The 21,652-nt window shown below is 46.3% G+C and carries 15 protein-coding genes; 13 read left to right on the top strand and 2 right to left on the bottom strand.

What is annotated here, in order from left to right:
• Window positions 1-65 precede the first annotated feature (65 nt).
• From VIG27_RS09265 to VIG27_RS09255, 3 genes are all read left to right on the top strand, one after another.
• Window positions 66-980, top strand: a complete 915-nt coding sequence (locus VIG27_RS09265; protein WP_394522212.1) for an ABC transporter permease — start codon at window positions 66-68, stop codon at window positions 978-980.
• Between the two features lie 2 nt (window positions 981-982).
• Window positions 983-1,780, top strand: a complete 798-nt coding sequence (locus VIG27_RS09260) for an ABC transporter ATP-binding protein (RefSeq protein ID WP_394522211.1) — start codon at window positions 983-985, stop codon at window positions 1,778-1,780.
• 234 nt (window positions 1,781-2,014) lie between these two features.
• Window positions 2,015-3,610, top strand: a complete 1,596-nt coding sequence (locus tag VIG27_RS09255) for a C40 family peptidase (RefSeq protein ID WP_394522210.1) — start codon at window positions 2,015-2,017, stop codon at window positions 3,608-3,610.
• Window positions 3,611-3,683: 73 nt separating this feature from the next.
• Here the strand turns inward: VIG27_RS09255 and VIG27_RS09250 are convergent, their stop codons facing one another.
• Both VIG27_RS09250 and VIG27_RS09245 read right to left on the bottom strand, forming a co-directional pair.
• Window positions 3,684-5,993: a hydratase gene (locus tag VIG27_RS09250; RefSeq protein ID WP_394522209.1), complete on the bottom strand. Its 2,310-nt coding sequence runs from the start codon at window positions 5,991-5,993 to the stop codon at window positions 3,684-3,686.
• A gap of 2 nt (window positions 5,994-5,995) precedes the next feature.
• Window positions 5,996-7,327, bottom strand: coding sequence for a citrate synthase (locus tag VIG27_RS09245; protein WP_394522208.1), 1,332 nt, complete (start codon window positions 7,325-7,327; stop codon window positions 5,996-5,998).
• A gap of 329 nt (window positions 7,328-7,656) precedes the next feature.
• On the opposite strand from VIG27_RS09245, the gene VIG27_RS09240 reads away from it, so the two are divergent.
• The 10 genes from VIG27_RS09240 to rsmB all read left to right on the top strand — a co-directional run bounded on the left by VIG27_RS09240 (window position 7,657) and on the right by rsmB (window position 21,648).
• Window positions 7,657-8,418, top strand: coding sequence for a ClpP family protease (locus VIG27_RS09240; RefSeq protein ID WP_394522207.1), 762 nt, complete (start codon window positions 7,657-7,659; stop codon window positions 8,416-8,418).
• A 61-nt stretch (window positions 8,419-8,479) separates the two neighbouring features.
• A complete protein-coding gene (locus VIG27_RS09235; RefSeq protein WP_394522206.1) occupies window positions 8,480-11,215 on the top strand; it encodes a DNA translocase FtsK 4TM domain-containing protein in 2,736 nt (911 codons plus the stop codon).
• Window positions 11,216-11,255: 40 nt separating this feature from the next.
• Window positions 11,256-12,926, top strand: coding sequence for a formate--tetrahydrofolate ligase (locus tag VIG27_RS09230; RefSeq protein ID WP_394522205.1), 1,671 nt, complete (start codon window positions 11,256-11,258; stop codon window positions 12,924-12,926).
• A 13-nt stretch (window positions 12,927-12,939) separates the two neighbouring features.
• Complete coding sequence (locus VIG27_RS09225) at window positions 12,940-14,406, top strand: UDP-N-acetylmuramoyl-L-alanyl-D-glutamate--2,6-diaminopimelate ligase (protein ID WP_394522204.1); 1,467 nt, start codon at window positions 12,940-12,942, stop codon at window positions 14,404-14,406.
• A 108-nt stretch (window positions 14,407-14,514) separates the two neighbouring features.
• A complete protein-coding gene (locus VIG27_RS09220) occupies window positions 14,515-15,885 on the top strand; it encodes a UDP-N-acetylmuramoyl-tripeptide--D-alanyl-D-alanine ligase (protein ID WP_394522203.1) in 1,371 nt (456 codons plus the stop codon).
• 34 nt (window positions 15,886-15,919) lie between these two features.
• Window positions 15,920-18,148, top strand: a complete 2,229-nt coding sequence (priA, locus tag VIG27_RS09215) for a replication restart helicase PriA (RefSeq protein WP_394522202.1) — start codon at window positions 15,920-15,922, stop codon at window positions 18,146-18,148.
• A gap of 18 nt (window positions 18,149-18,166) precedes the next feature.
• Window positions 18,167-18,658, top strand: coding sequence for a peptide deformylase (def, locus tag VIG27_RS09210; RefSeq protein WP_394522201.1), 492 nt, complete (start codon window positions 18,167-18,169; stop codon window positions 18,656-18,658).
• Window positions 18,659-18,660: 2 nt separating this feature from the next.
• Window positions 18,661-19,599, top strand: a complete 939-nt coding sequence (fmt, locus tag VIG27_RS09205; RefSeq protein WP_394522200.1) for a methionyl-tRNA formyltransferase — start codon at window positions 18,661-18,663, stop codon at window positions 19,597-19,599.
• Between the two features lie 2 nt (window positions 19,600-19,601).
• Window positions 19,602-20,327: a zinc metallopeptidase gene (locus VIG27_RS09200; RefSeq protein WP_394522199.1), complete on the top strand. Its 726-nt coding sequence runs from the start codon at window positions 19,602-19,604 to the stop codon at window positions 20,325-20,327.
• The gene (gene rsmB / locus VIG27_RS09195) at window positions 20,320-21,648 is read left to right on the top strand and encodes a 16S rRNA (cytosine(967)-C(5))-methyltransferase RsmB (protein WP_394522198.1); all 1,329 of its coding nucleotides are present in this window, start codon (window positions 20,320-20,322) and stop codon (window positions 21,646-21,648) included. Before VIG27_RS09200 ends, rsmB begins: the two co-directional genes overlap by 8 nt.
• The last annotated feature ends 4 nt before the right edge of the window (window positions 21,649-21,652 follow it).

The raw sequence follows: 21,652 nt of genomic DNA, 5'->3' as shown, positions 1-21,652 counted from the left end.
TACTGACATTTTTTATGTAAGGCATTTATGCCTGTAAAATGAGAATATATGTGGAGGAATGATAGATGAGTGGTTTGCTGGTATCCTTACAGGATGCGGTGGTACAGGGCGTTTTGTGGGGAATTATGGTGCTTGGAGTTTACATTACCTATAAGCTTTTGGACATTGCAGATTTAACCGTTGACGGAAGCTTTGCCATGGGCGGCTGCGTTTGTGCGGTCATGGTATTGATGTTTCATATGGACCCGTGGGTTGCTTTGCTTGTGGCCGGAGTCGCAGGAATGGCAGCCGGTGCGGTGACGGGACTGTTACATACAATTTTTGATATACCTGCGATTTTAGCAGGAATCCTGACTCAGATCGGGCTTTGGTCCATCAACCTGCGGATCATGAGCGGAAAAAGTAATATTCCGTTGTTGAAAGCGGATACGGTGTTTTCCAAATTTATCGAAATGACAGGGTTTGGAAAACAGGCGTCCGCTCTGGTGATCGGTGTGGGAATCGCCATTCTTATGATCGTGCTGCTGTACTGGTTTTTTGGAACCGAGATCGGAAGTGCCATGCGTGCTACCGGCAACAATGAAGCCATGATCCGGGCACAGGGAGTGAATACCAACTGGACCAAGCTTTTGGCGCTTACCATCAGCAACGGACTTGTGGGCATTTCCGGAGGTCTGGTGAGCCAAAGCCAGAAATATGCGGATATCGGCATGGGGACCGGTGCCATTGTAATCGGTCTGGCTGCCATTGTGATCGGGGAAGTGCTTATGGGAAAACTCCGCTCCTTTGGAAGCAAGCTGGCGTCTGCAGTCGTAGGCTCCGTCATCTATTTTGTGATCCGGGCCATTGTTTTAAGGATGGGCATGAATGCCAACGATATGAAACTTTTATCCGCTGTGATTGTAGCGGTGGCGCTCTGCGTTCCTGTGGTCATTCGTAAATGGCGCTTAAACGCAGCCTATACCGAAGGAGGGGAATGATTATGCTGGATATTAAGAATGTGAGAAAGACGTTTAATAAAAATACCATCAACGAGAAAAAAGCATTGAACGGCATTAACCTCCATCTGGATGAGGGCGATTTTGTTACGGTTATTGGAGGAAATGGAGCCGGAAAATCCACCACACTCAATATGGTTGCCGGTGTTTATCCCATTGATTCCGGTAAAATTGAAATTGACGGGGTCAATATTTCCCGTTTTCCAGAATATAAGAGAGCAAAGTACATCGGCAGGGTCTTCCAGGACCCTATGATGGGAACCGCTGCCGGTATGGAGATCCAGGAAAATATGGCTCTTGCTTACCGGAGAGGCAAGAACAGGAGTCTTGCCTGGGGGATCAAATCCAGTGAAAAAGAATTTTACCAGGAAGCCCTTAAAAAGCTGGGTCTGGGTCTTGAAAACCGTATGACCAACAAGGTGGGACTTCTTTCCGGAGGACAAAGACAGGCACTTACTCTTTTAATGGCAACGCTGCAGAAACCAAAGCTCCTTCTCCTTGATGAGCATACCGCGGCTCTTGATCCTAAGACGGCAAAAAAGGTTCTTGAGATCACGGAAGAAATCGTGGAAGAACAGAACCTGACCACACTGATGATCACTCATAACATGAAGGATGCCATTCAGATCGGAAACCGTTTGATTATGATGCATGAAGGACGTATTATTTACGACGTGTCCGGAGATGAGAAGAAGAAGCTGGAAGTCGAAGACCTGTTAAAGAAATTTGAAGAAGCAAGCGGAGAAGAATTCACCAATGACCGTATGATACTGGCAAAATAAAACGCTTATAACATGGGTTTGATGCTGTTTCTATGAAGGCATGGCCCATGTTTTCTTTTTGTTTGGTATCTTAATAAAATTGGATGGTTTTGTTCGGCGATGTAACAGAATCTTAATAATTTTTTGCATGTCAAATATCGCAAAACGTGACAGAATATGCTATACTTAGTCGAATAGGCTCATAGTCTGAATCGGTGATCCGATAGAATAGTTGAGGATGGAGAGAAAGACAGAATGGAAAACAGCAACGATAAAAAAGATTATGTGATTCGTTTGGATAAAGCAAGAAAAAAACGTACCAAAAGTGATTATAAAAAGTTATTGATCATGGGCGGTGCCGGTGTCGTTCTGGTGGCAGTCATCGTCACAGCCGGGGTAGCTGTGAAAAGGAATGGAGCTTCAGCTCCGGCCGCATTGGCAACCGCTTCGCAGGCCAATGGACAAAAGGAGTTAAATTCTACAGGGAATAATACCAAATCTTCCGAAGAAGCCGCCAAGGAAACCCAGGAGATTAAAAAAGTCATAGACTCGTATAAAAATCTTGGAATTGTAAAAGCGTCCGGTTATTTGAATGTCAGAAAAGAACCCAGCACAGAAGCGGATGTGATTGGAAAGCTGCAGGGAGACGGTGCCTGTGATATTTTAGATAAGACCGAAGACGGCTGGTATAAGATAACTTCCGGAGGAATTGAGGGCTATATCAATTCCCAGTATGTGATTACAGGGGAGGAAGCGAAGAAAAAAGCGGAAAGTCTGGTGAAATTACGCGCAGTGGTCACTGCGGACAGTATGAATATCAGAAAAGAAGCCTCTAAAAGTTCGGATTCTGTGGGGCAGGCACTTAACAATGAACGGTATGAGGTATTGGGACAGACCGATGGCTGGGTAAAGATTGCCTCCGGGTATTTGTCCTCTGATTATGTCAAGCTGGAATACTCCTTAAATGAAGCAAGAAAACTGGACTTAAAGGCCATGATCTTTAATTACTATAAGAACATCGGAATTTCTGATGTGGATAACTATTTGAATGTAAGGGAAGAACCCAATGAAAAAGGCAAGATCATTGCCAAGATGCCAAGTAAGGCAGCGGGAGATATTTTAGAGAAGACAGACGATGGGTGGTATAAGATCCAGTCCGGTAGCATTACCGGCTATGTGAAATCAGATTATATTTTAACCGGTCCGGCAGCCAAGGATGAGGCCATGCAGGTGGCGGAACTGATGGCTATTGTGAGCACCGATATGCTAAACGCAAGGTCTGAACCGAGCACAGACTCTAAGATATGGACCCAGATTTCCAATAATGAACGTTATCCTGTTTTAAAGCAGATCGACGGCTGGGTTGAGATCGAGCTGGAGGAAGACAGCAGTGCCTATGTATCCACTGATTTTGTGGATGTGCGCTATGCACTTCCTCAGGCGATCAAATTCTCCCCATTGGAAGAGAAAGCCAATGAACAGGCGTCATTAAGGACCCAGATCGTAAATTATGCACTGCAGTTCCTTGGAAATCCCTATGTATGGGGCGGAACCAGCCTTACAAAGGGAGCAGACTGTTCCGGATTTACCATGTCGGTCTTTTCACACTTTGGTATCGGACTTCCTCATTACTCCGGCTCTCAGGCACAAATGGGTACTCCTGTAAAATCCGGGGATATGCAGCCTGGTGACCTGGTGTTTTATGCCAACAGCAGAGGAACCATCAATCATGTAGGGATTTATATCGGTAACGGCCAGATCGTAAATGCTGCCAGCAGACGAAGTGGAATTAAGATTTCCACCTGGAATTACCGTACCCCTGTAAAGATCCGTAATATAATAGGCAAGTAATTCGATCAGACGATGAAAAAGCCCCTGTTGGGAGTGGATATGATTCCAGTTCCCAAACAGGGGCTTTAAGATTTTAGTGTTTGATTTTATTACGGTTGTAGTTGATGAGACATCCGGACTTTACAATTTCCCGTTCTTCCGGTGTCATTTCCGCAATGTGAAGATTGATTTTACGAATGGGATTTCCTTCCGTATTCTTGATGACATAGGCTGGAATGTACTTCATTTCTCCGTCAAGAGCAGTTCTTACTCCGGCTACATAGATAAAGTCCCCCACTTCAAAATCAGGTTCCTCATCAAGAAGGAAGGGAATCATTCCCCAGTTCATCACATTGGAACGGTAACGTTTGGTCGCATATTCCCTGGCAATATTTGCCAGACCTCCAAGCACTCTCTGGCAGCTTGCCGCCTGTTCCCTGGCAGAACCGTCTCCAGGTTTTACCGCATAGATAACACTTCCGATTTCTGTTTCTGAAGCGTTCAGCTCTGGCTGGTTTAAGTGGATGCGCAGCGCATGGAAAGCCCGGTCCAAGTCTTCGCTGGCTTTTAACGGACAGGCTCCGCTTTTACGAATCTGTTCCAGCTCATTCACTTTCTTGGAACGGGCCACATACTCCGGATCACGGCGGGATAATGTGAATTCAGCAAGTCCCAGTGGATTGGAACGGTAAGAGGAGGTTTCTCCGGAGGGAATCAATTCATCGGTCGTTGTAACCGGGTCCATGATCTTTGAACATACCTGAAGCATGATGTTTTCGGTCAGAGAACTCATAGCCGGCCAGTCTTTGATGTTTGGTCCGTTTATTAAATCAGATTCTTCCTGTGGATTTCCATATCCCTGATAAACCCTTCTGTCATAAGATGAGGAATCGAATTCATAAGCAGGAACCTCATAATCGTCCATATACTCTTCCGCAGAAGTGAGGCATCCTCCGTTAGCTGCTGTAGCTGCAATGGATCTTGCATCCATGAGGGCAACACAGGAGATCTGTCCGTTCCCAGGCTTGGAGCCCTCCCGGTTGGGGAAGTTTCTGGTGGTATGGCGGATGCTCAGCGTGTTGTTGGCGGGAGTGTCTCCTGCACCAAAACAAGGACCGCAGAATGCAGTGCGGATGGTGGCACCAGCCGCCATTAGTTCCGTAACAGCACCTTTCTTCACTAAATCCATGTAAACCGGCTGGGAAGAAGGATATACGGATAAATTAAAGATATCGTTGCCGCAGTTTTTGCCGTTTAAAATGTGAGCGGCCATCATAACGTTGGTATAGTTGCCTCCTGCACAGCCTGCGATGACACCCTGCTGGACCATGAGCTTTCCATCGGTAATTTTATCAGTCAGGGAAAGGCTTGCATTGGATTTCCCCACGATCTGCTCCGCTTCCTTTTCCACAGTCCGGAGAATATCCTCCAGGTTGTTGTTGAGCTCATCAATTTCATAAGTATTGCTTGGATGGAAGGGCAGGGCGATCATTGGCTTAATGGTGCTTAAATCAACGGTTACAACGCCGTCGTAGTAAGCGATTTCTGCTGGATTTAATTCTTTATAGTCCTGCCCGCGGCCATGAATGGTTAAGTAGTCTTTGGTATCTTCGTCCGTTCTCCATATGGAAGAGAGACAGGTGGTTTCTGTGGTCATAACATCCACACCGTTTCTGTAATCAGTATCCATGGAGGCTACGCCAGGTCCTACGAATTCCATGATTTTGTTCTTGACATATCCGCTTTTAAACACTTTGCCGATAATGGCAAGAGCCACATCATGAGGTCCTACGGCAGGCGATGGTTTTCCGGTCAGATAAATTGCCACAACGCCGGGGTAGGTTACATCATAGGTATCACGAAGCAGCTGTTTTACCAATTCACCGCCGCCTTCCCCGATTGCCATAGTGCCCAGAGCACCGTAACGGGTATGGCTGTCGGAACCAAGGATCATGCGTCCGCATCCCGCCATCATTTCACGCATGTACTGATGGATGACTGCAATATGGGGAGGCACAAAAATACCGCCGTATTTTTTCGCTGCAGAAAGTCCGAATACATGGTCATCCTCATTGATAGTACCGCCAACTGCACAAAGGGAATTATGACAGTTGGTCATAACGTAAGGAATTGGGAATTCCTTGAGTCCGGAGGCACGGGCAGTCTGGATGATTCCTACAAATGTGATGTCATGGGAGGTCATGGAATCAAAACGCAGTTTTAAGTGCTCCATATTGCCTGAAGTATTATGGGCTTCTAAAATAGAATAGGAGATGGTCCCTTTTTTGGCTTCTTCCTTATTTGCTGTTTTTCCTGTCAGGGCAGTAACCTTTGAAGTTTCTTCTTCCGGAATGAGTTCGGTTCCATTTACAAGGTAAGCTCCGCCTTCATATAATTTTACCATAGCTATCGTTCCTCTCTTTTTATGTAGGGATTTGCATTGCCTACGTATTTTGTTGCCGGACGCATGATTCTTCCGTCATACATTTTATTTTCTATATTATGGGCCAGCCAGCCAGCCATACGCGCACAGACGAACAGAGGAGTGTACATATCCTCGGGGATTTGCAGCATGTTATAAGCAAAACCGCTGTAAAAGTCCACGTTATTGGACAGTGTTTTGCCATTCCCGGCAAGACAGGCTTTGGCAACGGATTCAAATTTCGTAAGAAATTCGTATTCCTCAACCCGGTCCTTCTGTTTGGCCAGTTTTTCACAGCAGGCTTTCAAAAGATTGGCGCGGGGATCAGACATCGTATAAACCGCGTGGCCAAGGCCATACACAAGGCCGGAATTATCATAAAAGTCTTTGGCAAGAATTCTTTCTATAACCGCTTTCATCTGGTTTTCCGTTGCCTTAAACCCGATTTCTTTTTCGATGGCTGAAATCATCTCGCTGCACCGAATGTTGGCGCCTCCGTGTTTAGGTCCCTTTAAGGACCCGATAGAACCTGAGATAGCAGAGTAAATATCGGTTCCGGTGGATGAGATCACCACATTGGTAAAGGTAGAGTTATTTCCGCCGCCATGATCGCCGTGAATCATCAGCATTACATCAAGAAGGTTGGCTTCCTGCTTTGTGAACATACCGTCATGGCGGAGCAGATACAGGATGTTTTCTGCCACGGAGTACTCTGGTTTCGGATAATGTATGACCAGACTTTCCCGGTCGTAATAATGAATTTTGCTTTGATATGCATACACCGCAAGGGTAGGAAGCTTTGCCAGAAGATTGATTCCTTTTAAAAGGGTCTGGTACGGTTCCGTATTATCCGGATCATTGTCGTAATCATAAAGAGCCAGAATGCTTTTTTGCAGACTGTTCATTAAATTGCAGGAAGGAGTCCGAAGCATATTTCTTTCAAAAAATTCATTGGGAAGAAGATAATGCTTTTGCAGAATGGCTGTAAATTCCTTTAATTCCCTGTCAGTTGGAAGATAACCAAAGAGCAGAAGAAAGCAAGTCTCTTCAAAACCATAGCGGTCGTTTCCTTTTCCGTTCACCAAATCGCTGATCTCAATTCCGCGGTAATACAGCTTTCCGGGAACGTTCGTCTTTTTCCCCTCCACATATTCATACCCGACAACGTCCGATACCCGGGTCAGCCCTACGATAACACCGGTTCCATCTTCGTTGCGAAGTCCTTTTTTTACATCATGCTCTTTAAACAAAGTATTTGGTATATCCGTGTAATTGGATGATTTGCCAAAAGTTTGTGCAATGAAAAAGTTGTTCATGGGATGCTCTCTCCTTTTTTCAGATTAAGTCACAGCCCTAAGGCATAGATCCTTTTATGCAAAAGCAGCGCATACGGATCCTTCCGGCGCTGCCTTCCTTGGCAATGGAATGTAAATGATTTTTTTTATTGTTTGATAGTTTAACATGGAAAAGTATCAAAGTCAATAACTTGTTACAATCACAATTAAAATATTGTTAGTGTTTGAAACGATGGACCGGTTTATAAAAAATGTACCGCTCCGTGTTTGCATTTTCAGGCATATTTTTCGTGTTTTCTCCACATCATAAGAAAACTACCAAATATAAAGCTAACAGGAGGATTATTAAGGTGAAAGAGTATCAGGAAAGTGACAGACAGCAAGAGGACACTTCATCAAACGATGGGAACAAAGAAAATCTTAACGAAAAAAAGACAGAAAAAGACATAGAGCAAAAAGAAGATGAGAAACTGGAAGAATACGGACAGATGACGCTTGATGACAATGCACAAAAACGCAAAATTCATTTGCTTACCATCATTGGAGAAATTGAGGGACATGAAAACTTATCCAGCAACAGCAAGGCCACCAAGTATGACCATGTTCTTCCAAAGCTTGCTGAGATTGAAGACGATGATTCTGTGGAGGGACTTTTGATTTTATTAAATACCTCCGGCGGAGATGTGGATGCAGGTCTTGCCATAGCAGAGATGATTGCTTCTTTAAGCATTCCCACCGTTTCCCTGGTTCTTGGAGGAAGCCATTCCATCGGAGTTCCCCTTGCGGTCTGCACCGATTATTCCTTTATAGTACCGACCGGAACCATGATGGTGCATCCGGTGAGAATGACGGGAATGGTAATCGGAGCCTCCCAGACTTACGAGTATTTTGAAATGATTCAGGACCGGATTTTAAGCTTTGTGTCCAGTCATGCAAAGATTGCTTATGACCAGTTGAAACGGCTCATGTTAAATACGGAAATGCTGACCAGGGACCTTGGAACCGTACTGGTGGGGGAAGAAACCGTAAAAGAAGGTCTCATAGATGAGGTGGGCGGAATCAAGGACGCTCTAAAAAAATTATATGATCTGATGGAAACTGCTTCCTGTTAATCATTGCAATTCTCCCGATTTTTTTGTATACTGTTACCAATGGATAGAAGGGGGAAGTATTGTGCCTGAGACTATAAAGAAGAAGACAACAGAAAAAAAAGGGACAAGAAGGACAAGAGCAAAAAGCGGGAGAACAACAAACAGCAGCTCCAGAAAAAAAGTGGTCCTGCCAGAACCGGAATTTATCCACTCAGAAATAGTTATTATGATATCATTTGCTGCAGCAGCCATATTGTTTTTAAGCAATTTCGGTCTGTGCGGTGTGGTTGGTGATTTCTTACGCAGTGTGCAGCTTGGCATTTTTGGAGGAATCGGATATATTGCACCGGTGATCCTGTTTGCAGGAACGGCGTTCTACCTTTCCAATCAGGGAAATCCCAGAGCGACATTTAAGCTGGCGTCTTTTTTACTGGCGCTGGTTTCTTTGTGTGGATTTTTGCAGCTCGTTTTTGGTTTAAAGACCGGTGAGGGAATGACTCTGATTGATATTTATTTAGAAGCGTCAGTGAGTGGCAGAGGCGGCGGTTTGATCGGCGGCCTTCTTGCGGAAGGACTGGCAGCTGTGATCGGCGTGATCGGTGCCTATCTGGTGATTATAGTCCTTCTTATCATTTCCGCAGTCTGTATTACGGAAAAGTCCTTTGTGAATGTGGTGAAAATGGGAAGCGGAAAAGCCTATCGCCATGCCAGAAAAAACATGGATATCCGCAGAGAGATCCGTGCGGAACGCCAGGAGGAGCGAAGAAGGCTCCGGGAGGAGCAGAAGCTTCGCGGTGTCAATTTGGATGCCACCAATTTATTCGACCATCAGCCGGAGGAGTATGAAAAGCCGGAACCTTTGAATTTTGTGGATGCCCCTCTTGAAAAAGAGACCATTCCGGTCATGGCTGATGATATGTCTGAAGATATCGACATTCAGGCCAGCCGGTTATCTGCAGTTACGGCAGCAGAAGCAGCCAGACCCAATCCGGCAGATGAATTTAGGGGCAGTATTTCACCGGTGCAGGAAGCGGAAGAAGATTCAGTTCCCTTTGAACCGGATTGGAAGGACGAGCCTTTGATGGAGGAACTGGAAGAATCTTCTATATATATGAAGAAAGACAACCGGACCTTAAAAGAGATGGAAGTAGTAGAAGAGGATATCTATCCGGAAGCGGAAAGAGATACCTTCTCAATTCCGGAAGAACCGAAGCAGGTGGTAACCGCTTCCGGTAAAGTCATTGAGACCGATACGGAGGCTCTGCAGAAAAAACTGGTCAAAAAGCGGGAAGAAGCCGCCAAAGAAGGTGATTTAAGCGTTACCCAGGAGATCAGGCAAAAACAGGACATTGTGAAAAAAGAATATCAGTTTCCTCCTCTTACGCTGCTGAAAAAAGGAAAAGCAGCTGTTTTTTCTGATCGGGAATACAGAGAAACTGCTATTAAGCTGCAAAAGACCCTTCAGAATTTCGGTGTAGGCGTTACGGTAACCAACATCAGCTGCGGTCCTTCCGTAACCAGATATGAGCTTCATCCCGAGCAAGGGGTAAAGGTCAGCAAGATTGTAAGTCTGGCAGATGACATCAAGTTAAGTCTGGCGGCTGCGGATATCCGAATTGAAGCCCCCATCCCCGGAAAGTCTGCGGTGGGGATCGAAGTTCCTAATAAAGAAAATAACGTCGTGTATCTGAGGGATATACTGGAAGCGGATAATTTCAGGAATCATTCCTCGAAAATTGCGTTTGCGGTGGGCAAAGACATTGGCGGGCAGGTTGTTGTTACGGATATTGCAAAGATGCCCCACCTTTTGATTGCAGGAGCCACCGGTTCCGGTAAATCCGTCTGCATCAATACGCTGATCATGAGCATTATTTATAAGGCCAACCCGGAAGATGTAAAGCTGATTATGGTGGACCCCAAGGTAGTGGAACTAAGTGTATACAACGGCATCCCTCATCTGCTTCTTCCTGTGGTCACGGACCCGAAAAAGGCTTCTGGCGCACTGAACTGGGCGGTGGCAGAGATGACAGACCGCTATAACAAGTTTGCCCAGTATAATGTGCGGGAAATAAAGGGGTATAATGCCAAAGTGGAGAGCATCAAAGATATTGACGATGAAAATAAGCCCCAAAAGATGCCGCAGATTATTATCATTATCGACGAGCTTGCGGACTTAATGATGGTGGCGCCTGGAGAGGTAGAGGATTCCATCTGCCGGCTTGCACAGCTGGCAAGAGCAGCGGGAATTCATCTGGTCATTGCCACGCAGCGTCCGTCGGTAAACGTTATTACCGGACTTATCAAGGCCAATGTGCCATCAAGGGTGGCCTTTGCAGTTTCTTCCGGCGTGGATTCCAGAACCATCATAGATATGAACGGTGCCGAAAAGCTGTTAGGAAAAGGGGATATGCTGTTTTATCCGGCAGGATATCCAAAGCCCATGCGTGTTCAGGGTGCATTTGTATCTGACACGGAAGTATCCCGGGTGGTGGATTTCCTGACAGAACAGGGGATGACGCCCAACTACGATAAGAATGTAGAAAGCATGATCGCTTCTGCCCCCTCCGGCGGTGAGATGAAAGGCGGAGGCAATGACCGGGATGAGTATTTTTTACAGGCAGGCAAATTTATCATTGAGAAGGACAAAGCCTCCATCGGAATGCTTCAGAGGATGTTTAAAATCGGCTTTAACCGGGCGGCCCGGATCATGGACCAGCTGGCGGAAGCGGGTGTGGTAGGAGAAGAAGAAGGAACAAAGCCCCGGAAGGTGCTCATGAGTATGGAAGAGTTTGAAGAGATGTTGGAACAAGGTTATTAAGATGGAACGGCATCATTACATATAAGGGAGGAACATACAGATGAAGACAGACATTGAAATCGCACAGGAAGCAAGGATGATCCCCATTAAGGAAGTGGCTGCTTCTTACGGAATCACAGAGGATGAACTGGAACTTTACGGAAAATATAAGGCAAAGCTGTCCGAGGAGCTTTGGCAGCAGGTGAAAGACAAAAAAGACGGAAAGCTGGTACTGGTAACAGCCATCAATCCCACTCCTGCAGGCGAAGGAAAAACCACCACGTCCGTAGGCCTTGGAGAAGCCTTTGGAGCTATGGGGAAAAAGGCAATGATTGCGCTCCGGGAACCATCTCTTGGACCATGCTTCGGTATAAAGGGCGGGGCTGCGGGAGGCGGTTATGCCCAGGTAGTTCCCATGGAAGATTTAAATCTTCATTTTACCGGTGATTTTCATGCCATAACATCGGCCAACAATCTTTTGGCAGCTTTATTGGATAATCATATCCATCAGGGCAATGCCCTGGAAATCGACACCCGACAGATCCTTTGGAAACGCTGTCTGGATATGAACGACCGGGCACTCCGCAACATCGTAGTGGGTCTTGGGTCCAAAGCAGAAGGGTTTGTGAGAGAAGATCACTTTGTCATTACAGTCGCATCGGAGATCATGGCAATTCTTTGTCTGGCTGATGACATGGAAGATTTAAAAGAACGGTTGGGAAGAATCATCGTTGCATATAATTATGCAGGAGAACCTGTAACTGCTGCCCAGTTAAATGCGGTAGGAGCGATGGCGGCCTTGTTAAAGGATGCGCTGAAGCCCAACCTCATCCAGACCCTGGAACACACCGGTGCCATCGTTCATGGCGGACCCTTTGCCAACATTGCCCACGGCTGCAACAGTGTCCGCGCTACAAAGACTGCCCTAAAGCTGGCGGATATTGTGGTGACGGAAGCCGGCTTCGGAGCTGATTTAGGTGCCGAAAAATTTATGGATATCAAATGCCGGATGGCCGGATTAAAACCAGATGCCATAGTCCTGGTAGCCACCATACGAGCATTAAAATACAACGGAGGAGTTCCAAAAGACCAGTTGGATAAAGAAAATCTTCCCGCGCTGGAGCTGGGGATTTCCAATCTGGAAAAACATATTGAAAACATGCACAAGTATGGAGTTCCGGTAATCGTTACCCTGAATTCCTTCCTTACGGATACCAAGGCGGAATATGAATTTGTAAAAACATTCTGTGAAGAACGAAACTGTGAATTTGCCTTATCCCAGGTTTGGGAAAAAGGCGGTCAGGGCGGTATGGAGCTGGCTGAAAAAGTTCTCTATACTCTGGAGCACAAAGAAAGTAATTTTGCACCCCTTTACCCGTCTGAGATGGGATTAAAAGAAAAAGTGGAGACCATTGCCAGGGAGATCTATGGTGCCGGCGGCGTGACGTATGCACCGGCAGCTTCAAGGGCCCTAAAAAAATTTGAAGACATGGGATTCGGACATCTGCCTGTATGCATGGCCAAGACTCAATATTCTCTGTCGGATGACCAGACAAAGCTTGGACGGCCGGAAGGATTTGAGATTACCGTCCGGGATGCCTTTGTATCGGCGGGTGCAGGTTTTGTCGTGGTGATGACGGGAGCGATTATGACCATGCCGGGGCTTCCCAAAAAACCGGCGGCAGACAATATTGATATTAATAACGAGGGAGTAATCACAGGATTATTCTGATTTGGAGGTTTCTATGAAGTTTAAAGAATGGCTCAAGGACTTAAAATATGAAGCAATACAGGGAAACCTTGATGTGGAAGTGGAGGAAGTGGTATATGACTCCAGAAAAGCCAGAGAAGGTGCTGTGTTTGTGTGTATGAAGGGAACCAAAATTGATTCTCATGAATTTATCCCTTCCGTGGTGGAAGCTGGTGTCAAGGTTCTGGTAGTAGAACAAAAGGTGCCGGTTCCTGAGGGCGTTACGGCTGTCCTCGTACATAATGCAAGAGAAGCACTGGCTCTCTTGTCTGCCGCCAGATTTGATTATCCGGCAAAGAAGATGGTGACCATTGGAGTCACAGGAACCAAGGGGAAAACCACGACCACTCATATGATCAAAACGATTTTGGAATCCTGCGGGAAAAAGGTGGGAATGATCGGCACCACTGGTATCGTCATCGGGCAAACCGTTACCCCTACGAAGAATACGACTCCGGAGTCCTATGAACTTCATGAAGCCTTCCGCAATATGGCAGATGCCGGATGCGAATATATGGTAATGGAAGTATCCTCCCAGGCATTTAAAATGCACCGGGTAGATGGGATCACCTTTGATTACGGATTGTTTACCAACATTTCTCCTGACCATATCGGCCCGGATGAACACGATGATTTTGAAGAATATCTGTATTATAAGTCCCGTATTTTCCATTGCTCCAGGAAGGGTATCATGAATCGGGATGATACCCATTGGGCTGAGGTGACAAAGGATGCCGCCTGTGAGCTTTATTCTTTTTCCATGGATGAAGAAGGAACGGACTTTAAGGCAGAAAATATCCACTATGTGTCCCAGCCGGATTTTGTGGGCCTGGAATTTGATGTAAAAGGCCGTTATGAGCTTTCCGTACGGGTCAACATTCCCGGACGGTTCAATGTTGCCAATGCGCTGGCAGCTGTCAGTGTTTTGAGTTTTCTTGAGCTTCCTAAGGAAAGGATCTGCCATGGGCTGGAGCATTTAAGTGTAAACGGACGTATGGAGATCGTATATACCTCTGAAACGTGTACCGTGATCGTAGATTACGCCCATAATGCGGTCAGCATGGAAAGCCTTCTTACCACACTAAGGGATTATAAGCCAAAACGTCTGGTATGCGTGTTTGGATGCGGCGGAAACCGTTCTAAGGACCGCCGGTATTCTATGGGGGACAGTGCAGGCCGTCTGGCAGATTTTACGATTATTACTGCAGATAACTCCAGATTTGAAAAGACCGAGGATATTATTGCCGACATTCGTGGGAGCATCGAAAAGACCGGAGGAAAATTCATCGAGATTCCTGACCGCAGAGAGGCCATTGAGTACAGCATGACCCATGCACAACCAGGTGACATGATTGCTATTATCGGAAAGGGCCATGAGGATTACCAGGAGATGAATGGGGTCCGCCATCATTTTTCAGACCGTGAAGAGGTTTTAAAGGTGGCAGAAAGGCTGAGCAAATAAATACCTGGATGAAAAGAGAAGATGCCGGAAGCTGAAAATATGTGCTTTCGGCATTTCCGCGGTAAATGGAAGGGTGATACGCACAGGCGTATAAGAACGGAGGAAACAATGGTAAATATAACGGTTCAGGAAATACTTTTGGCAACAGGAGGAAAACTTCTCTGCGGAAATGAACATACGGTTCTGGAACACATAACTATAGATTCAAGGAGCCAAAAGGAGGGTTCACTCTTTGTCCCTCTGATCGGGGAAAACGTGGATGCCCACCGTTTTATTGAACAGGCATTTGAAAATGGTGCGGCAGCAGCTTTGACCAGTGAGCACGATACCATGGAATCTGAGAAACCTTGGATTCGCGTGGAGGATACAAAAAAAGCACTTCAGGCGATCGGAAGTTATTATAGAAGCCGTCTTACCCTGCCTTTGGTTGGAATTACCGGAAGCGTAGGAAAGACAACCACAAGGGAAATGGTAGCCTGTGCGCTGACGGCCGGTTTTAAGGTCTATAAAACTCCCGGCAATCACAACAGTCAGGTAGGCGTTCCCATTACAATCTCTGAAATTACACCCGATGACGAGATTGGGGTCATTGAACTGGGGATGAGCGAACCGGGGGAATTGACGGTGATTGCAAAAATCGCCCAAATCCAGATGGCGGTGATTACCAATATCGGAATTACCCATATCGAACAGCTTGGCTCCAGAGAGAATATTTATAAAGAGAAGCTGACCATTCAGGATGGACTGACCCAGGGAGGAATCCTGTTTCTCAATGGGGATGATGATCTGCTGCGGAAAACAAAAGCCAAAGACGGCTGCCGCACCATCTATTATGGTACCGGTGAAAATTCCGATTACCGGGCGGAAGAGATTCGTCTGGAGGACGGCTTCCCTGCATTTACTGCGGTCTGCAAAGAGCAGAGAGTTCCTGTCAGACTGGCGGTTATGGGGAGCCATAATGTATTAAATGCCATGGTTTCTCTGGCGGTTGCGGCAGAATGCGGCATCCCAATGGAAGCGGCAGCAAAACGCCTTTCCGGGTTCGCCGGTTTTAAAAACCGTCAGCAGATCTATACGCATAACGGTATGACAATTATTGATGATACCTACAACGCCAGCCCGGTTTCCATGAAAGCCGGACTGGAGGTGCTTTCTTCCTTGACAAAAGCCAAAAGACGGATTGCCGTATTGGCGGATATGAAAGAGCTGGGAGAAGATGCTTTTAAGTATCACTATGAAATAGGAGAATATATTGCGGAGCACCCCATTTACGAAGTGGTGACCCTTGGAGAGCTGGCAGGTGAAATTGCCCGGGCGGTAAAGGAAAAAGGAACGGGAATTCTTGTAAAAGAGTTTATGGAGCAGGAGACACTTGTTGCATACTTAAAAGAAGAATTAAAAGAAGGAGACAGCGTTCTTTTTAAAGGGTCCAACAGCATGAAACTTAGTCAGGTGGCAGATCAGTTTCATCTGATTTGACAATGCAAAGAAAAATACAGAAACAGGTGAAGGAATGGCAGAACGATATGCCCGGATTATCATAGATATTTCCCATGAAAAAGTTGACAGGACCTTTGATTACCGGATCCCGGAACGGCTATGTGAAGATGTAGCTGTGGGATCTCTGGTTCTGATTCCTTTTGGAAGAGGCAATGCCATGCGAAAAGGATACGTGGTGGGCATTGCTTCCCATGCGGATTACGACAGAGATAAAATCAAAGAAATCGCAGGGATTGTGACAGACGGTGTGACGGCAGAATCCCTTCTGGTTTCGCTTGCGTGGTGGTTAAAGGAGCAATACGGTTCCACCATGAACCAGGCTCTTAAAACGGTGCTCCCGGTAAAACAGAAAATCAAACCAAAGGAAAAAAAGGTTCTTCGCTGTCTGCTTCAAAAGAAAGACCTTCTGACCGCTTTGCAGGAAGCGGAAAAAAAGAAATACAAGGCCAGAGTCCGGCTTTTTCAGGCATTTCTGGATAATCCCCTGATTCCTTATGAAATCGCCGTCAATCAGATGAATCTTTCGTCTGCCACATTAAAGCCGGTCATAGAAAAAGGGTATGTAAGCCTTGAATCCGAGGAGGTATACCGCAATCCCATAAAGCTGGAAGCAACTGGAAAGTCCAGGGTCTTGCTGAATAAAGGGCAGCAGGCCATAGTGGAGGAATTTCGCAGAGATTATTCGGCCCATATCCGTAAGACGTATTTAATTCACGGTGTTACAGGAAGCGGGAAAACAGAGGTCTACATGGAATTGATTGACCGGGTTATTGAAGATGGGAAGCAGGTCATCGTTCTCATCCCGGAGATTGCCCTGACCTATCAGACCGTAATGCGTTTTTATGGTAGGTTTGGAAACCGCGTTTCCATCATCAATTCCAGGCTGTCAGCCGGAGAACGCTACGATCAGTTTGAGCGGGCCAGAAATGGGGATATTGATATTATGATAGGCCCACGCTCCGCCCTGTTTACCCCGTTTTCCCGCCTGGGGCTGATCCTTATCGACGAGGAGCACGAGGGTGCCTATAAAAGTGAAGTGGTTCCCAGATACCATGCGAGAGAAGTGGCGGAAAAAAGAGCTTCCATGCAGGACGCATCCCTGGTTTTAGGTTCAGCGACCCCGTCTCTGGAGGCATATACAAAGGCGCTGAGAGGGGAATACCAGCTTTTCCGCCTTACCGAACGGGCCAAAAAAGACAGCCGGCTTGCGGCCGTATCCGTGGTGGATTTAAGGCAGGAATTAAAGGAAGGCAACAAATCCATATTCAGCAGACCGTTAAAGGCGCTGATGGAAGACCGTCTGGCAAAAAAAGAGCAGATCATGCTGTTCATCAACCGGAGAGGGTACGCCAATTTTGTTTCCTGCCGTTCCTGCGGGGAAGCCATACGCTGTCCCCACTGTGATGTGACACTGACGCTTCATAACAACAGCCGTCTCGTATGCCATTACTGCGGCCACTCCGTTCCCATGCCTGACCGGTGTCCCGCCTGCTCTTCTCCTTACATTGCCAATTTTGGTGTGGGGACACAGAAGATTGAACTGATGACGAAAAAAATGTTCCCCTCTGCCAGAGTGCTCCGCATGGATTTGGATACGACAAAGAAAAAAGGCGGACATGAAGAAATTCTTACCGCCTTTTCCGAAGGGGAAGCGGACATTCTGATCGGTACGCAGATGATCGTAAAAGGCCATGATTTCCCCAATGTGACCTTAGTTGGTGTCCTGGCTGCGGATCTATCCTTAAACACTCCCGATTACCGCTCCGCAGAGCGGACCTTTCAGCTTTTGACGCAGGCGGCCGGAAGGGCAGGAAGAGATTTTAAGCATGGAGACGTGATCATCCAGACCTACAGCCCGGAGCACTATGGGATCGTGACAGCAGCAAGCCAGGATTATGAATCCTTTTACAATCAGGAAATGGCTTTTCGCCGTCTGATGAAATATCCTCCGGCAAACGTGCTTTTTACCGTTCAGTTTTCCTCCAGAGAGGAGAAACTTTTAACCCACGGATCTGATGCCGCCGCTGCATTTATCATGCCCCAGGCAGAGCAGGAAAGGGTACAGATCATCGGACCGGTAGAGGCTTCTGTATACAAAATTAATGATATATATAGAAAAATTTTATACTTGAAACATGAAAACTATGATATACTAATAAAAATCAGGGATCAGATTGATGGTTTCTCAGAGACTCATCCGGAGTTGTTTGATCAGATCATGATACAATATGATTTTTCGTAAATGAGAGGATAAGTGAAAATGGCCATTAGAAAGATTAGAACCATTGGAGATGAAATTTTAAGAAAACACTGCAAACCGGTAAAAGAAATTACGCCGAGGATTATAGAGCTTGTTGAAGATATGTTTGAAACCATGTACGAAGCCAACGGAGTCGGTCTTGCCGCCCCCCAGGTCGGCATTTTAAAGCAGATCGTGGTCATTGATGTGGAGGACGGCAATCAGTACGTGCTCATTAATCCGGAGATTTTAGAGACATCCGGAAGCCAGACAGGACCGGAAGGCTGCCTGAGCGTGCCGGGAAAATCCGGTATCGTTACCAGACCTAATTATGTAAAAGTAAGAGCCTATGACATTGAGATGAAGCCTTTTGAACTGGAAGGGGAAGAGCTTCTGGCCCGTGCCGTGTGCCATGAGTGCGATCATTTGAACGGTGATCTATATGTGGATAAAGTAGAAGGCGAGTTAGAAGATGTCTCCGAGCTGGAGGAAGACATGGAGGTTGAAGAGTAGCTATGCGTATTGTTTATATGGGAACGCCTGATTTTTCCGTACCGGCTTTAAAGGCGTTGGTAGAAGCCGGCCATGATGTGGTCGCAGTAGTCACTCAGCCGGATAAACCAAAAGGAAGAGGAAAAGAAATTCAGATGACTCCGGTTAAGGAACAGGCGCTGGAGTTTCACATTCCGGTTTACCAGCCGGTAAAGGCAAGAGATCCAGAGTTTGTTAAAATCTTATCAGATCTGGCGCCGGATGTTATGGTGGTTGCAGCGTTTGGACAATTACTGCCGAAAAGCATTCTGGATATTCCCAAATATGGCTGTGTGAACATTCATGCTTCCCTTTTGCCGAAATATCGGGGAGCCTCCCCCATTCAGCATGCAGTGATCAATGGGGAAAAGGAAAGCGGTATAACCACCATGATGATGGCGGAAGGACTGGATACCGGAGATATGCTGGATCAGGAGATTCTTGCTTTGAATCCAAAAGAAACAGGAGGAAGTCTTCACGACAGATTAAGTGAAGTGGGAGGCACGCTGATTTTAAAGACTTTAAAGAAATTGGAAGAAGGAACCGCAGTCCGTACGCCTCAGGATGACACCAAGTCAAGCTATGTGGGGATGATTAAAAAATCCATGGGTGACATTGACTGGTCGATGGAGGCCCAGGCCATTGAACGCCTGGTCCGCGGGTTGAATCCATGGCCCAGCGCTTATACCTCCTGGAATAATAAGGTAATAAAGATTTGGGAAGCCTCTGTGGTGGATAAGGAGTATGAAGGAGTTTACGGACAGGTGGTGGAAGCCGGACGGGATCGTTTGGTTGTAAAGACCGGAAAAGGCGGATTATCCATCTGTGAACTGCAGTTACAGGGAAAAAAGCGCATGGATGTCGGCGCATTTCTGCGGGGATATTCCATTGCGGAAGGTACTGTTTTTGAAAGGAGTGTTTGATTATGTTTTATGGAGGAATGATGGGATATTATTTGGATCCTACCTTAATTTTTGTAATCATCGGAGCCGTTTTATCAATGGCGGCATCTGCCAGAGTAAGCAGCACTTATAATAAATATTCAAAAGTGAGAAGCATGTCCGGTATGACTGGTGCGGAAGCGGCAAAACGCCTTTTAAATTCCCAGGGGATATACGATGTTGAAGTCCGCCAGGTAAGCGGCCAGCTGACCGATCATTATGATCCCAGGAGTAAGACGGTGAATTTGTCAGATTCTGTATACGGTTCCACATCGGTTGCAGCCATTGGGGTTGCAGCCCATGAGTGCGGCCATGCCATGCAGCATAACACTGGATATGTTCCATTAAGGCTTAGAGGTGCCATTGTACCGGTGGCCAATATTGGCTCCCAGGCAGCTTTTCCTATTATTCTCCTGGGCTTTTTTATCGGCGGAGTTGGTTCCCCTCTGGTAAATGTGGGGCTGATTTTGTTTTCTTTAGCAGTTCTATTCCAGCTTGTAACACTTCCGGTGGAATTTAATGCCTCAAGGAGAGCGGTAGACTTGCTTGGACAGGTAGGAATTTTAGGAACTGAGGAACTGGGGCATACCAGAAAAGTTCTCGGAGCGGCAGCTCTTACTTATGTGGCTGCTTTGGCAGCAACGGTGCTGCAGCTTGCCAGACTTATATTCCTGTTCGGAGGAGTTGGAGGAAGAAGAAACGATGACTAAAGAGACAGACAGCAGGGAAATTGCACTTGATATCCTGATAGAAATATTGGAACGGTCGGGATACAGCCATATCATCCTGCGTCAGGCACTGAATAAATATCAGTATCTGGATAAACCGGAGCGGGCATTTATCTCCAGAATTGCAGAGGGAACCGTGGAATATTTACTCCAGATTGATTACGTCATTGATTCTTTTTCCAATACAAAGGTTAAGAAAATGAAGCCCGTCATCCGCACCATTTTGCGGATGTCGGTCTATCAGCTTTTATACATGGACCGCGTACCCGATTCTGCGGTTTGCAATGAGGCTGTGAAACTTGCCGTAAAGAGAAAGTTCACCGGCTTAAAGGGGTTTGTCAATGGAGTTCTGCGCAATATTTCAAGAAATAAAGATCACTTAAGCTGGCCCAACGCTTCGGTTCGTTATTCCATGCCGGACTGGATCGTATCCATGTGGGAGGAGGCCTATGGAAAAGAGACAGCCGTAACCATGATGGAGTCGTTTTTAAAGAACAAAAAGACAACGGTCCGCTGCAATCTTGCCAGGTCTTCCAAAGAAGAGATTATAAAAAGCCTGCAGGGACAAGGAGTAAATGTAACGGAGTCCGGTATTTCAGAAGGCGTGCTCTATCTGGAAAACTATGATTATCTGGAAGGGCTTGCAGCTTTTAACGATGGCTTGATTCAGGTTCAGGATTTAAGCTCAGTCTTTGTCGGAGAAGCGGCAGCCCCCAAAGAAGGCGATTATGTGATAGATGTCTGCGGTGCTCCGGGTGGGAAAAGCATTCATATGGCAGATAAGCTTCATGGCACAGGCATGGTGGAGGTCCGGGATTTGACCGAATATAAGGTAAGCCTTATTAAGGAGAATATTGACCGGTGCGGATTTAAAAATATCCGGACAAAAGTTCAGGATGCGCTGGTTTCAGATCAGGAATCCATAGAAAAAGCCGATATTGTAATTGCGGATCTGCCCTGTTCCGGTCTTGGAATCATTGGCAGAAAGCCGGATATCAAATACCGTTTGAAACAAGAGGACCTTGCGTCCCTGGCTTCCCTTCAAAGGGAAATACTTACTGTGGTCCAGTCCTATGTAAAACCCGGCGGAAAACTGGTATTCAGCACATGTACGATCAATAAAAAAGAAAATGAAGAAAATGTCCGATGGTTTCTTGAACACTTTCCATTTGACCCTATGGACTTAACCGGAATGCTGGGAGATCAGCTGACGGCTGATACGATGAAACACGGATATATTCAGTTATTGCCGGGAATCCACCCTTGTGACGGGTTCTTTCTTTCGGCATTTATAAAAAGGTAAAATA

The sequence above is a fragment of the Lacrimispora sinapis genome, from assembly GCF_043633585.1.
In the GTDB taxonomy this organism is placed as follows: Bacteria; Bacillota; Clostridia; order Lachnospirales; family Lachnospiraceae; genus Lacrimispora; species Lacrimispora sinapis.
The sequence above is the reverse complement of the archived record's forward strand: the minus strand, read 5'-3'. Positions and strand labels throughout refer to the sequence as shown.